At 65.1% G+C, this 14,355-nt stretch carries 9 protein-coding genes and 1 tRNA gene; 2 read left to right on the plus strand and 8 right to left on the minus strand.

Annotation, left to right across the window (positions count from 1 at the left end; translation table 11 throughout):
- The first annotated feature begins 76 nt into the window (after positions 1-76).
- Positions 77-1,138 carry a PA0069 family radical SAM protein gene (locus FHP91_RS11385; RefSeq protein ID WP_144309722.1) on the plus strand — a complete coding sequence of 354 codons (1,062 nt, stop codon included), beginning with the start codon at positions 77-79 and terminating at the stop codon, positions 1,136-1,138.
- Here FHP91_RS11385 and FHP91_RS11390 read toward each other — a convergent pair.
- The 4 genes from FHP91_RS11390 to FHP91_RS11405 form a co-directional block, all read right to left on the minus strand.
- Positions 1,135-1,980 carry a type IV pili methyl-accepting chemotaxis transducer N-terminal domain-containing protein gene (locus tag FHP91_RS11390; protein ID WP_186301520.1) on the minus strand — a complete coding sequence of 282 codons (846 nt, stop codon included), beginning with the start codon at positions 1,978-1,980 and terminating at the stop codon, positions 1,135-1,137. The genes FHP91_RS11385 and FHP91_RS11390 overlap by 4 nt on opposite strands.
- A gap of 62 nt (positions 1,981-2,042) precedes the next feature.
- Positions 2,043-3,488: a metalloprotease TldD gene (tldD, locus tag FHP91_RS11395; protein ID WP_144309724.1), complete on the minus strand. Its 1,446-nt coding sequence runs from the start codon at positions 3,486-3,488 to the stop codon at positions 2,043-2,045.
- A 47-nt stretch (positions 3,489-3,535) separates the two neighbouring features.
- A complete protein-coding gene (locus FHP91_RS11400) occupies positions 3,536-4,351 on the minus strand; it encodes a carbon-nitrogen hydrolase family protein (protein WP_144309725.1) in 816 nt (271 codons plus the stop codon).
- A 1-nt stretch (position 4,352) separates the two neighbouring features.
- Positions 4,353-8,159, minus strand: coding sequence for a YhdP family protein (locus tag FHP91_RS11405; protein WP_246116284.1), 3,807 nt, complete (start codon positions 8,157-8,159; stop codon positions 4,353-4,355).
- Between the two features lie 117 nt (positions 8,160-8,276).
- Between FHP91_RS11405 and glnE the strand changes: the two genes are divergently transcribed.
- Positions 8,277-10,964: a bifunctional [glutamate--ammonia ligase]-adenylyl-L-tyrosine phosphorylase/[glutamate--ammonia-ligase] adenylyltransferase gene (gene glnE / locus FHP91_RS11410; protein WP_144309727.1), complete on the plus strand. Its 2,688-nt coding sequence runs from the start codon at positions 8,277-8,279 to the stop codon at positions 10,962-10,964.
- Positions 10,965-11,081: 117 nt separating this feature from the next.
- On the opposite strand, the gene FHP91_RS11415 is transcribed toward glnE, so the two are convergent.
- The 4 genes from FHP91_RS11415 to FHP91_RS11430 all read right to left on the minus strand — a co-directional run bounded on the left by FHP91_RS11415 (position 11,082) and on the right by FHP91_RS11430 (position 14,233).
- Positions 11,082-11,158: transfer RNA gene (locus tag FHP91_RS11415), tRNA-Pro, on the minus strand.
- A 23-nt stretch (positions 11,159-11,181) separates the two neighbouring features.
- Positions 11,182-12,150, minus strand: coding sequence for a polyprenyl synthetase family protein (locus FHP91_RS11420; RefSeq protein ID WP_144309728.1), 969 nt, complete (start codon positions 12,148-12,150; stop codon positions 11,182-11,184).
- A 95-nt stretch (positions 12,151-12,245) separates the two neighbouring features.
- Entirely contained in the window at positions 12,246-12,992 is a 747-nt protein-coding gene (locus tag FHP91_RS11425; protein WP_144309729.1) for a glycerophosphodiester phosphodiesterase family protein, read from the minus strand.
- Complete coding sequence (locus FHP91_RS11430) at positions 12,989-14,233, minus strand: extracellular solute-binding protein (protein ID WP_144309730.1); 1,245 nt, start codon at positions 14,231-14,233, stop codon at positions 12,989-12,991. The genes FHP91_RS11425 and FHP91_RS11430 overlap by 4 nt, the downstream gene beginning before the upstream one ends.
- Positions 14,234-14,355: the final 122 nt, after the last annotated feature.

Raw genomic sequence — 14,355 nt, forward strand, 5'->3', positions numbered from 1 at the left:
TGTCGGCACCCACGCGGCGAACTTGAACACGCCCGCTTGACCCCACACGCCGATGCTCGCGACACTGACATACACCATGAACACAGCCCCCCCAAAAGGCCGCGGCACCGCCCGCGCGCCGGACAGCCGATTTCTCGACTGGCAACGTGAGCCCAGCGACGACGGCTGGCCGCAGGACGCGCCGACGCCGCCGTTACGCACGCAACTGCAAATTGACACGGCTCGCAGCGTGATCACCACCAACCAGTCGCCCGACGTCCCCTTCACGCAATCGATCAACCCCTATCGCGGCTGCGAGCACGGCTGCGTGTATTGCTTCGCCCGGCCAAGCCATGCCTATCTGGGGCTGTCGCCGGGGCTGGACTTTGAGACGCGCCTGGCATGGAAGCCGGATGCCGCCTCGCTGCTGCGCGCCGAACTGTCCGCCCGCAGCTATCGCTGCTCACCCATCGCCTTGGGCGTCAATACCGATGCCTATCAGCCCGTGGAACGGGAGCTTGGTGTCACGCGCGAGATTCTCCAGGTGCTGGCCGAGTGCCATCACCCGGTGGTGATCATCACCAAATCGGCGCTCATCGAACGCGATCTGGACATTCTCGGGCCGATGGCGCGCGAAGGCTTGGTGCAGGTGATGGTGTCCGTCACCACCCTCGTTGCCGAGCTGGCCCGCACCCTGGAGCCGCGCGCGACCGCGCCGCACCGCCGGCTACGCACAATTCGCACGCTGGCCGACGCGGACGTGCCGGTCGGTGTGCTGTTCGCGCCGCTGATTCCGGCGCTGAACGACGAAGAGATGGAAACGATTTTGTCAGCGTCGCGCGCGCAGGGCGCAAGCACGGCGGGCTATGGGGTGCTGCGACTGCCGCGCGAAGTCGGGCCGCTGTTCGAGCACTGGCTGGCCGAACACGCGCCGGGCCGCGCCGCGCATGTGATGAGCCTGGTCCGTCAACTGCGGGACGGTCGGGTGAACGATGCCCGCTTCGGTGAGCGCATGCGCGGCACCGGCCTGTTTGCCGATCTTTACCGCCAGCGATTTGCCCTGGCCTGCAAGCAGCTCGGCCTCGCCCCGCGCCATCAGGCGCTCGACACCCAGCGCTTCACGCCCCCGGGTGCCGATCGGCAAGGCCGCTTGTTTTAGGCAGGCCTGGCCAAGGATTCGTACAAGCCGACCACCAGATTGAGCTGCTCGAGAATCCGCTCGCTGGTCGTGGCGATGGCAAGCAACGCCTTGGGCGAACTGCCCTGCCCGAGCGCGTTCTGGAAGAAGAACCACTGCTGATCGACCAGCGAAAGTTCGTTGGTGATCTGTGCCGTGTTCTGTGGCGCCGCCTTGAGCAGCTCCAGCGCCTTGATGAACTCCTCGCGCGCCTTGCCGAGCGCCTCAATCGAGGCCTCTGACTCGACCCCGTAACGGGCGAAGTAAACAAATTTGGCCATGCGCTGCGAGAGCATGCGCTGACGGCCCGCCACGTTGATCAGCCGGCCCTCGGTGGTTCCCGACGCGCGCTCGTAGGCCTGTGTTGCGGCGTGCGCGGCGCTCAGCACGGCTTCGTTTCGGGCATAGATCTGCGCTGCGCTCTCGGGCGACGGCGGCACCAGCAGTGCCGCGCGATAGCTCTGCCAGTCGGCGCTCAACTGCACCAGCGCGGCCTGCACATCGGCCGTCGGCACAAAGCGCGACAGCTCCGTCATCTGCGTCTCGAACAGTGCCATTGACGACTGCAGAAGCGTGGTGGCGACGCCGGGCGTCACCGCCAGCCCTTGCATCAGCCAGGCCTTGGCGCAACGCTGCGACAGCATGCGCTGACGACCGGCCTTGTTGATCGCCTCAGGCAAGCTCAGGAAAGTGTCCACCACGGCCGGCGCAACCCCTGGCGCGGCAAACACCCGCGGCATTGCCAGCACGCCCATGCCGCCCAAGGTGGCCTTGATTACATCCCTTCTACGCATCATCTCGTCACCAAAATTTACAAACAGCATGCATGGTGTAACGACGCGCTTTTTCATTCCTTAATACAAAGCAACCGGCCAGCTGATTTGGATCAAGCGGTGCCGCCGACGGTGAGCCGATCGATGCGCAAAGTGGGCTGTCCGACGCCCACCGGCACGCTCTGGCCGTCCTTGCCGCAGGTGCCCACACCGGGGTCAAGCGTCATGTCGTTGCCAATCATGGCCACGCGGGTGAGCGCATCCGGGCCGTTGCCGATCAGGGTCGCGCCCTTGACCGGACGGGTGACCTTGCCCTTTTCGATGAGATAGGCCTCGGCAGTCGAAAACACGAACTTGCCCGAGGTGATGTCCACCTGACCGCCACCGAAGTTGACCGCATACAGCCCGCGATCGACCGAGGCAATGATCTCCTGCGGGTCATGCCCCCCGTTGAGCATGTAGGTGTTGGTCATGCGCGGCAGCGGCAGATGGGCAAACGACTCGCGTCGGCCGTTGCCGGTCGGCGCCACACCCATCAGGCGGGCGTTGAGCATGTCCTGCATGTAACCGGTGAGCACGCCGTCTTCGATCAGCGTGGTGCATTGTGTGGGGTTGCCTTCGTCGTCGATGCTGAGCGAGCCGCGACGGTCGGCCAGCGTGCCATCATCCACCACCGTGACGCCCTTGGCCGCCACCTGCTGGCCCATGCGGCCGGCAAAGGCCGAGCTGCCCTTGCGGTTGAAGTCGCCCTCCAGACCGTGGCCGATGGCTTCGTGCAACAGAATGCCGGGCCAGCCAGAGCCGAGCACGACGGTCATGGTGCCGGCCGGCGCCGGCTCGGCCGACAGATTGACGCTGGCCTGATGCACCGCCGCGCGGGCGTATTCACGCAGGCGATCGTCGTCGAACCAGGCGTAGTCAAAACGGCCACCGCCGCCGCCACTGCCCTGCTCGCGCTTGCCGTTTTCTTCCATGATCACCGAGATCGATACCCGCACCAGCGGGCGCACATCGGCGGCAAGATGGCCATCGTTACGCGCTACCAGAATGGTCTCCCACGAGCCCACCAGATGCGCCATCACCTCCTTGACGCGACTGTCTTCCGCGCGCGCGAATTGTTCCAGGCGCTCAAGCAGACGCACCTTGTCGGTATCGGCCAGGGACAGGAAGGGATCGACTCCGCGGTAGCGCGAGGGCACCACGATCGGCTTGCCGATGCGGGTGCTGCCGCTGCCGCCGGCCTCACCGATGGCACGGGTCGCATCGGCGGCGGCCAGCAAGGCGTTGAGGCTGATGTCGTCGGAATAGGCGAAGGCGGTTTTCTCGCCGCTGATGGCGCGCACGCCAACGCCCTGATCAATATTGAAGCTGCCCGATTTGACGATGCCTTCTTCGAGGCTCCAGGCTTCGGTACGGTGATACTGAAAATACAGGTCGGAGTAGTCGAGCTGATGGGCGTGCATCTGGCCGAAGACCCGTTCGAGCACCGACAGGTCAAGTCCGGTCGGCGTCAGGAGGTGGCGTTCGGCAATAGTCAGCGCTTCGGCGTGTTGGGTCATGAGCATCCAGTGGGGCCGCGGCCAGAGGCGCGACCCGGTCAGTCAATTCAGGAAAGCCGGCGGTGTGACAGCGCCGGCAAGCGGGTACGGACATCGGCGATGCGCGCCGGGTCCATCTCGGCGAGCACCACGCCGGGGCCTTCGGCCCGTCGCGCCAGCACCTCGCCCCACGGGTCGATGATAAGGGTATCGCCATAGGTGCGCCGCCCGCTGGGGTGGCGCCCGCCCTGCGCCGGGGCCATCACGTAGCACTGGTTTTCAATGGCGCGGGCACGCAGCAGGACTTCCCAGTGGGCCAGCCCAGTGGTGTAGGTGAACGCCGCGGGAAGGACGATCAGATCGACCAGCCCCATGGCACGAAACATCTCGGGAAAGCGCAAGTCGTAGCACACCGACAAGCCGACCCGACCACAGGGCGCGTCAAAGCAGACCACCGACTCGCCCGGCTCGATGGTCTCGGCTTCGTCATAGCGCTCCGCGCCGTTATCAAAACCGAACAGGTGAATCTTGTCATAGCGTGCCACACGCTCGCCGTTCGAATTGAACACCAGCGTGGCATTGCGCACCTTGTCGCCCGCGTCGGCCACCAGCGGCGAGGTGCCGCCGATCAACCAGACGCCGTGGCGCTTGGCCGCGTCCTGCAAAAACTGCTGGATCGGGCCGCTGCCGTCGCGCTCACGCAGGCGTACCTTGTCGTCTTCATCGCTGCTGATCAGCGGGAAGTATTCGGGCAGCGCGATCACCACCGCACCGGCCTGCGCGGCCTCGGCCACCAGATCGCCGGCAATCGCGAGGTTTTCGGCCACATTCGGGCCCGAAACGGTCTGAATCGCAGCAATGCGAACGGGTGCGTCAAAACGCATGCTATTGGCTCCCTGCACCGCTCTTGGGCGGCGCGGATGAGGTCTTGGTCACCACCGGCTCGGTCCAGGTGCCGGTGATGTCGTATTCGAAGGCAAAGACTTTTTCCAGCGGATCTTTCAAGGCCTTCTGCACCAGGTAGGTCACCACGCCGGCCACCGGATTGACGGCCCCCAGCGCGGCGCCAACGGCCACGGTTTCACTCAGGGTCGGTTGTACTGTGACATGCAGATCCTGGGTTTCGTTCGGCACACTGGCCGAGCCGCGCATCTGCACCTTCGCCGCCGGCCCGCGGATGTCGAGCGGATCGGTCCGCAGCACGCCCTGATCGACATCGATGCTACCGGAAATGCTGTCGAAGGCGAATCCTTCGCTGAATACGTCGCGGAAGTCGAGCGTAATCCGGCGCGGCAAGGACTGCAGGCTGAGCACACCGAGCAGACGCCCCACGCCGGGCTCAAGCTTGCGGAACTGCCCCTCCTCGGCCGAAAGATTCAGCACGCCCGTCATCGAGGCCACATCGACATCGGTGGGCGCGCCCTGCCACGCCACCTTGCCCCCCAGCGTGGCGCGCCCGCCCTGCACCGCGTCGGCATAGCCGAGGCGTTTGAGCAGGGCGCCCACATCGGGGCTTTCGAGCGTGAAATCGAGCTCGGTTTTTGCCGGCGCCTGCGGCCACCACAAACCGCTGCCGGCAAGTACGCCATCCGGGCTGCCCAGCGTCAGGCGATTCAGATGCCACAGGCCGCCTCGATTGAAGGCCTGCACATCAAGCCGCCCCAGTTCCAAGCCGCGCAAGCCGAAGCGTTCGACCACCACATCCAGCGCCGGCAAGGACTCGGGCGGTTTGAAATCGACCGCCTCCGCGGCGTCTTCCGCGCCCTTGCCAAGCAGCACATGAGAGAACCGGGCGTGCACGCTTCCCTCGCCCGCCTGCAACCAGTCGACAACGCCCGCCGCCTCCCTGGCCTTGAGCGTCACCCGCCATCCGTCGTCACTTTGTCTGGCCTCGGCCGCCACCGCCGTCAGATCCAGACCGGAAACACTCAGGCGCGGCGTGTTCAGTTTGACCCGGGCCAACGGCAGCGACGACGTCCCCGACGCCGACGCGGCCGGCAACGCCATGCGCCAGGCGTCCACATCGACATGCGCTTGCTCGATGGCCACCAGCACACCGCGCTCGCTGGCCGGCGCCGGCGCACCAATACCCACGCCACCGGACACAGGCGCTGCGTTCTTGCCGCGCGGAATCGCCACCTGCACGCTCATCCGATCGGCCAGGTTGGCGCTGAGTTTGACGGGGCTGTCGGGCTGCATCTGCAGCGTGACCCGCGTCGGCCAAGGCTCCGTGGCCGACTTGTTGAACGGCGATGGCAAGCTGCTGGAGACGCCACTCAGGGGCGTCTCGACCACCACGTCGGCCTGCCGTCCGCGCACGGTAATCTGCGCCGTCCATGGCGTTTCACCCGACAGATGCGGCCACACCGGCAAGGGATACGCCGCGCTCACGGCCGACATTTGCGCCGCACCCGAGGCATCGAAGCGCACGCCACGATCGGCCAGCGTGGCCGCACTGAGTGTCATCGGCTTGCCGAACAACTGCCCGGAGGCCTGCGGGATACTCAGCTCGCTCGCCGTGAAGTTCACCGTACCTGCCGCCTCGACGATCGGCGCCAGACCCGGCACCACCGTCAGCGTGTTGTCCTTGAAACGATAGCGCCCGACCACCTCGGTATCCACCACGTGCCGCAAGGGCAGCACCAGTTTGAGATCGAGGCTGCCGTCGCCTTCGGCCCGCATATCGTCGGTAAAGCCGTCAATGCGCTCGCGCACCGGGCTATCGCCGACAAAGCGCAGAAAATCCTGCGTGCCGCCGTTCGCCACGCCAGTGATGGTAATTACCTCGTCGGGCACGTCCAGATCCGGCAGTACGACCTTCACCTTGCCAAGACGCACGCCAAAAATCCGGCCCTGACTGGCGGTGATTTCCATGCGTGCGCCCTCAAAGCGCAGTCCGCCTTCGATGGCCTCGATTTTCGGCCAGGCCGATGCGTAGTCGAGCTTGGCGCGGCTGATCTTTCCTGTGATCAGAAAAATGCCGCCGCCTTCGCGGTACGGAAAATCCGCCAGATCGCCTTGCAAGCGCAGCCGGACATCGTGCCCGCGCCCGGCGGTAATGCTGTCGCGCAACCACTGCCGGGTATCGAGATTGACCACCTTGGGCATGTAGCGCCACACCGAGGTGCCGTCCGCCTCGCTCAAGCGCGCCTGAAGATCGATCACCCCCGGTCCGTCCGCGACCGGCTCGTAGTAGCCGCTGGCCTCGCCATCGGCATCGGCGTTGGCAAAATGCGCCTTGTCGAGCGCGATCCGCATCGCCCCCTCGCGCCGTTGCCAGCCCCCTTCGGCAAACAATGTGTCGAAACCCAGGGGGGCTTCAAACACCGCGGGCAAATCAAGCGCCATGGCTTTGCTGTCGAGCAGGAAACGCCCCGTGGCCTCGCTGCCGGCAATGTGCCCGCTGACCCCGGCCAAGCCGGGCAAGCTGTCGCGTGACTGCATGCCGACACCATCGAAATCCGCCGACACCTGCCACGCCGCGGGCGCTGCCGCATCGCCGGTCCACTGCAGCGCCACCTGAGTAAAACGCCCCGTCGGTGCGAGCCCCGCCAGGCGCTCGCGCATGGCTTCGTCCAGGGGCAGATGCACGGCCAAGGCCGACAACGCCGCCAGATCAAGCTGATTGACCTCAAACTGCGTGAGTTGGCTGGCCGCCGCACCACCGCGACTGACGCGCAAATCCGTCGGATCCACCACCACGCCGTCGCGGGTTTCGAGCGCCAGGTGCTGTGTGCTCAGCGCCAACTCGGCCGCGCTGCGTTTCACACTGATGCGCCCGCCGAGACGATTCAAGGACAAGGCCGGCAAGGCCTCGCCCAATTGTGCGCGCGCATCGCGCAACGCCAGATCGGCCGTCGCCTGCGTCGGCTCGCCCTCCAGCAGGTCGATCCAGACGCGGGCATTGCCAAAGCCGGTCAGCGCGGCGGGCACATCCACCCAGGCGTGAAGGCTATCGAGCGAAGCGCGGGTGACCGACGCAAACACACGCCCGGTCCACGCCGTCGGCGCGCGCTCGTCGAACTCGCGTAAATCGACGCGCACATCCACCCGTTCGGCCAGCGGCCCCTCAGGCGCCATGGTCAGCCCCACGGAATGCTTGCCAAAACCTTTGACCAACCGAAAATTCACATCTGCCAGCCGCAGCGGCGGCGCCTGCCGCATCGCGTCGCGCCACACCACGGTCGCCTGTCGGATGACGATCTGCCGTTGCGCCATGAGCCAGTGCAGCGCTTCGCCGTCATCCTCACCGCTGGCGGCAACCGGCAGCCCGGCCACCGACAACTGGCCCGCCGCATTGCGCGCGATATGCAACTCGGGGGCGACGACCTCCAAGCGATGAAAATACGGCTTCAGCTTGAGCAGGGAGGACCAGGCCAGGGTCGCGTCAACTTGCGGCAACATCAGCGCCGCCTCGCCTTCGCCGTCGCGCAGGACCACATCCTTCAAGTGCAAACGCGGCCGAAGCCCCGACCAGTCCGCCTCGATCGACGCGATGCTGACCGGCACGCCCAGCGCGGCCGCCGCCTGTTGCGCGATGGGCGCACGCCAACGCTCGATGTCGGGCAGCACGCCGTAGCGCAGCACAAGGATCACCGCACCAAACAGGAAGTACAGGATCAGCAAACCGGTCAGTAAGCGGCGGCGCCACCGGCGAACGGGGCGCGGCGCGGCAGACTCGGCAGTAGGCACGGCGGAAGTGATTTGAGTATCCTGAAGGACTGGGAGCACCATGGGGTTGCGTTGCACCCACCGGCATGCCGGATGAGGCCAAACGCATCCCGCACATTCTACCAAGCCGGATTCACCATGTCCCTGATCGAACAGGCCGAGCTGCCTGAAAAAATTCGTGCCGCACTGCCCTTCTCACGCTATCTGAAGCAGATGCTGCAAAGCCGCACCTGGCTGGCCGGGCAACTGGCGAGCCATCTCGACGCACCACTCGACACCGCCGCCATGGCCACCTTTGTCGACCCGCCCAGCCTCGACCGCGACAGCATGCGCGCCGCACTGCGAAAACTGCGCACCTGGGTGCTCTGCCATCTTGCCATACGCGACCTGGCCGGCGACGCCGATCTGACCGAAGTCACCGAAACCATGAGCGCCTTCGCCGACTACGCGGTGCGCGTCGCGCATGACATCGAACGCGAAGCCCTGGTGCAACGCCACGGCCTGCCGCTGGCGCCCGGCGCCTGGGAGCAGGAATTGCTGATCGTCGGCATGGGCAAGCTGGGCGGACGCGAACTGAACGTGTCCTCGGACATCGACCTCATCTTTGTCTACCCCGACGACGGCGACACCGGCGGCGAAAAGGTGATCAGCAACTTCGAATTCTTCGAACGCCTCGGCAAACGCATCATCCAAGCGCTGGCCGACATCACCGAGCACGGCCAGGTCTTCCGGGTCGACATGCGCCTGCGCCCCAACGGCGACTCCGGTCCGCTGGTGTGCAGCTTCGACATGCTCGAAAACTACTTCATCGCCCAGGGCCGCGAGTGGGAGCGCTACGCCTGGATCAAGGCACGCGTCATGCTCGGCAAGCGCTTCGAGCAACTCAACGCCATCACCCGCCCCTTTGTTTTCCGAAAATACCTCGACTTCGGCGCCATCAACGCCATGCGCGACCTGCATGCGCAGATCCGCCGCGAAGTCGCTCGCAAGGAGCGCGCCAACAACATCAAACTCGGCCCCGGCGGCATTCGCGAGATCGAGTTCATCGCCCAGGTGTTTCAGCTCATTCGTGGCGGGCGGGAAGAACAGCTGCAGATCAAACCGACCCAGAAGGTGCTCGACCTCCTGGCCGGGCAAGGCGTGCTCGACCCCAATGTCGTTACCAGTCTCAAACAGGCCTACGTCTTCCTGCGTCGGCTCGAGCACCGACTCCAGTACCTCGACGACGCGCAAACCCACGACCTGCCGGTTCAGCCCGATGACCAAGCGCTGATCGCACGCGCCATGGGCTTTGACGACTACGACGCGCTGCTCGGCGAACTCGACCGTCACCGCGCCAAGGTCACCCAGCACTTCAGCATGGTCTTCGGCGACCCGGATGAAGATGGCCACGACCTGGACGCCGTCTGGCTCGAAGCCGACGACATCCCCACCATCGTGCCCTTGCTCGAAAAACTCAACTACGCCGAACCCGAGACCTCCGCCCGCCGGCTTCAGAGCCTGCACCGCGGCACCCGCTACCAGCAACTGCCGCCCAAGATCAAAAGCCGCTTCGACGCCCTGGTGCCACGCGTGGTCGACGCCGCGGCCGAAGCCAGCAACGCCGACGACACCCTCTCGCGCTGCCTCGACCTGCTCGACGCCATCGGTGGCCGCGGCGCCTACCTCGCCATGCTCCAGCAATACCCGCAAGCCCTGAACAAAGTGGCTGAACTGGTTTCCGTTTCACGCTGGGCGGCGCAATATCTCGCCCGCCACCCGATTCTGCTCGACGAACTGCTCGATGCCCGCCAACTCGAAAGCCAGCCAGACTGGCCGGCCTTTGCCACCGATCTGCGCCGGCAATGCGACAACATCGAGCCCGACATGGAACGCCAGATGGATCTGATGCGCGAGCAGCATCACACCCAGGCCTTCCGGCTACTCACTCAAGACCTCGCCGGCGTCCTCACCGTCGAAGCCCTGTCCGATCACCTCTCCGCACTCGCCGACGTCCTGCTCGACATCACCATTCCGCTGTGCTGGCGCAAGATCCGTCGCCGCCACCACGAAGAGGCCCCCGCCTTTGCAATCGTCAGCTACGGCAAGCTCGGCGGCAAAGAACTCGGCTACGCCTCGGACCTCGACATCGTCTTCCTCTACGACGACCCGCACCCCGAAGCCGCCGAACACTACTCACGCCTCGCCCAGCGCATCAACACCTGGCTCTCCAGCCAGACCGCCGCCGGCCAGCTGTTTGAAACCGACCTGCGCTTGCGCCCCAACGGCGACTCGGGCTTGCTCGCCTGCAGCGTCGACGCCTTCCGGAAATATCAACTCGAGTCCGCCTGGCGCTGGGAGCATCAGGCACTGACGCGCGCCCGCTTCTCGGCGGGCGATCCACGGGTCGGCGAAGCCTTCGAAGCCATCCGCATCGATGTGCTGCGCCAAGCGCGCGACCACGACACCCTGCGTGCCGAGGTGATTGCCATGCGCAAGAAAATGATGGAGGCGCACAGCAACAAGAGCACGCTATTCAACCTCAAGCATGATCGCGGCGGGCTGGTCGACGTCGAATTCATCGTTCAGTACCTCGTGCTCGCCCACGCCCACCAGCACCCCGAACTCGCCGGCAACCTCGGCAATATCGCCTTGCTGCGAATCGCAGGCGAGCTGGGCCTGATCCCTGCCGACCTGGCACAGCGCAGCGGCGACACCTACCGCGAATTCCGCCGCCTGCAACACCGCCAACGCCTCAACGGGCTTCGGGTCGAAGTGTCCGCCGAGCCGATCAGCGCGCACCGTGAGGCGGTGAGCCAGTTGTGGTCGCTCGTGCTTGAGCCGTAAGCAGCCACCGCCAACCACATCGCTGGAAATCTGCGCCAGAGCGGTACCCGCTGGCGCAGATCCACGCCAGAAAACAAAAAAGCCACTCTTTCGAGTGGCTTTTTTGCTAACGATTTTTGGTCGGGGAAAGAGGATTCGAACCTCCGGCCCCTGCGTCCCGAACGCAGTGCTCTACCAGGCTGAGCTATTCCCCGACGCATTTTTGCAGCTGAGAAGATCAGTGATCTCGCCCAACTGCAAAGTCCGATAATTCTAGCAGACGATCCTTGAAAAGGGAAGCTGGAAGTACGCTCAATGCGTCGATTGCGAGTTTCGATTCACGCTTGGCGACCTCGCGCGTCGCCTCGAGCGCGCCGGTGGCCAGAATGGCCGCGTGAATCTCTGAAAACGCATCACGCCCGCCTTCTTCGATGGCTTTGCGCACCAGCGCCGCTTGCGTGGGCGTGCCGTGCTGCATGACGTGGATCAGCGGCAAGGTGGGCTTGCCTTCGGCGAGGTCATCGCCAAGGTGCTTGCCGGTGGCCGCTTCTTCACCGGAGTAGTCGAGCACGTCGTCGATCAGCTGGAAAGCCGTGCCCAGATGCATGCCGAACCGACCGAGCTGCGCTTCGACGTCGGGGCTGGCGCCGCCGAGGATGCCGCCAAGGCGCGCGGCCGCTTCGAACAGCTTGGCGGTCTTGTAGCGAATCACTTTCAGATACGCATCCACCGACACATCAGCGTCGTGGCAGTTGAGCAATTGCAGCACTTCGCCTTCGGCGATGGTGTTGGTCGCATCCGCCAGCACTTCCATGATGTGCATGTCGCCAACGGACACCATCATCTGGAAAGCGCGGGAATAGAGGAAGTCGCCCACCAGCACCGAGGCGGCATTGCCGAACAGGGCGTTGGCGGTTTTGGCACCACGGCGCAAGGAGGACTCGTCGACCACGTCGTCATGCAGCAGCGTCGCCGTATGAATGAACTCGACGACGGTGGCCAACTCGTGGTGTGCCGTGCCCTGATATCCCATGGCGCGTGCGGTATACAGCACCAGCGCGGGGCGCAGGCGTTTGCCACCACTGTTGATGATGTATTCGGCGATCTGCCGGATCAACACCACTTCGGAGTGGAGCCGTTGGCGGATGACTTGATTCACGGCCGCCATATCGTCGGCGATCGGAGCGAAGAGGTGCTGGGCTGACAAAATGGGACCGCGGCGAGCAGGAAAAGGGCGATGGTATGAGCGGGACACCAGAGCGTCAAGCCGGATGGTCAAGGCAGCGCCCGGCATGACGGTTGTCAGCGCAAAAACCGCTCCGGTCGATCGGTGATCAGGCCATCCAGACCCGAGGCCAGCGATTGCTGCCCGCGCTCGGCATCGTTCTCGGTGTAGATGGCGATGCCAAGACCGGCATCATGCGCCTGCGCGATGAGCTGCGGGCCGAGCTGACTTTGTTCAACGACCACCGCCACACATCCCAGCGCGTGTGCCACGACAAGACTGTCGTCCTGCACGAACTCAAGAAGCAAGGCTCTGGGCAGCGCAGGCGCAGCCAGTGCCGCGGCCTCTAGCGCGGCGGGAGAAAACGAAGACAACAAGGGCGGCGTCACGCCCGGACGCTGCCACAGCGCGGCGGCCACATCCGCCACGGCACGCCCCGTCGCATGGTCCGCACCGGCCGAGGGTTTGATTTCGATATTGGGCGTCATCCCGAGGCGCAAGCAGGCATCGAGCGCCATCGCCAGGCTGGGGATGGCCTCCGCCGACACGCTGCCGTCACGCGTTTTCAGCGCGACCTGCGACAGCGCAGCCCACGACGTCTGCGCCACCCGGCCGCGCCCGGTGGTGGTGCGCTCCAGCGTGTCATCGTGCATCAGCACCGGGGTACCACAGGCGGCGAGCATGGCGTCGAACTCCGCACCGCGACAACCAATGGCCTGCGCGCGCACCAGGCCTTCGATCGAGTTTTCAGGCGCAAGCAGGCCGCCGCAGCGATGGGCGATCACCGCCGGCCATGGCCAGCGGTGGGCGGCGCGTGCGCTCACTTTTCGTTGCTCACCCGGGTCACGGCGTTGTCCAGCGCCTGCTTGGCGGGCTGGCGATCGGTCCAGACCCCTTCGAGTTCTTCGTCGAGAATGGTCCGCACACGGGCTTGCCGGGGCAGTTCGGTACTGACCGGGCTGCCTTTGGCACTCACGCCGAGTTGTTTGCGGGCCACCACCAGATTGGGCTGATCGCTGGCCACACCACCGCCGGCCAAGCTGCCTTTCTCGTCCATCGGCAAATAGCCGGTGCCGCGCTGCCAGGCCAGCTGGTTTTCGGGTTTCAGCAAAAAGCGCACAAACCTGGCGACGACTTTGTAGTCGTCGCGCTTCTTGCCCTTGGCAACCCAAAGCGTTGGGCCGTCGGCGAGGGTCGCGCCCACACCACCGGGAAAGTCATCATAAAAAGGCAATTCGCTGACGCCGACGTCAAACCCCGCCGATTGGCGGAACTCGGGCCAATGCGCTGACTCTGCCGCAATCACTGCGCACTCGCCGCGCTTGAATCGCTCAAGTGGCTCGGCACCCGCGCCATGCAGGTGAAGATAGCGCGCCCGCACCCAGCTGGCCATCAGTGCAATATGGCGGATCTGGAGCATGCCGTTGACCGACAGCTCTTCCTTGCGCCCGGCCTGCCGGGTGACCGCCACATTCTGGCGCGCGCTGACGTTGTCGACCATGACCCAGCTGGGATTGGACACAGTACCGGGGCACGCCTGTCCGGCATCAAAGAGCTTGCCGAGCGCATCCTGCAGCTCACGCCATGTCCGCGGCGGCGCATCCGGGTCGAGCCCGGCGCCGATAAAGGCCTGGCGATTGATGAACAGCACCGGCGTATGCATGCCCACCGGCAAGGCCACGCGACGGCCTCGTGAATCGGTGGTGTCGCGATCAAACGCCGCCAGCACCTTGTCGCGGCCAAGCGCCATGCCGGACTCCGCCATGACCTGATAGAGCGGTCGGTAAGCGCCGCGTTTTCGCAAGGCCTGCTCGGCGTCGCCTTGCACGATCTGAATCGCCGCTTCCGCTTCGGCCGTGGGGTCAGCCACGACACGCACCCGCCCACCGCGATCCGCGGCGTTGAAGCGCTCGACCAAAGTCTCGAGCTGCTGGGCCCGCTCTGCATCGAAAACATGCGACAAGCTCACCACATGTGGCTCGCCGGCTGCGTGTGTCAGCCCCGCGGACGCCAGCGCCGCGACCAGCCCATAACGCCACATTTTCGACATCGATTGCATCAACATCAGACCTTCCTCCCGCGATGTGCGCGGACAACTCGCTTGATCCGAAATTTTGCGCGGCAACGCCGCTCAAGATTTTGCCTGGGGCGACGATATCTTTCATCGTCGGACCCTATTTGGTATTC

The organism is Denitromonas halophila, assembly GCF_007625155.1.
GTDB classification, from domain to species: Bacteria; Pseudomonadota; Gammaproteobacteria; order Burkholderiales; family Rhodocyclaceae; genus Nitrogeniibacter; species Nitrogeniibacter halophilus.

Excerpts from the sequence above, each read along its gene's own strand:
- FHP91_RS11390 (WP_186301520.1), bottom strand. The coding sequence starts at position 1,980 with ATGCTGTTTGTAAATTTTGGTGACGAGATGATGCGTAGAAGGGATGTA.
- FHP91_RS11385 (WP_144309722.1), top strand. The coding sequence starts at position 77 with ATGAACACAGCCCCCCCAAAAGGCCGCGGCACCGCCCGCGCGCCGGAC.
- glnE (WP_144309727.1), top strand. The coding sequence starts at position 8,277 with ATGTCCCTGATCGAACAGGCCGAGCTGCCTGAAAAAATTCGTGCCGCA.
- FHP91_RS11400 (WP_144309725.1), bottom strand. The coding sequence starts at position 4,351 with ATGCGTTTTGACGCACCCGTTCGCATTGCTGCGATTCAGACCGTTTCG.
- FHP91_RS11430 (WP_144309730.1), bottom strand. The coding sequence starts at position 14,233 with ATGTTGATGCAATCGATGTCGAAAATGTGGCGTTATGGGCTGGTCGCG.
- tldD (WP_144309724.1), bottom strand. The coding sequence starts at position 3,488 with ATGACCCAACACGCCGAAGCGCTGACTATTGCCGAACGCCACCTCCTG.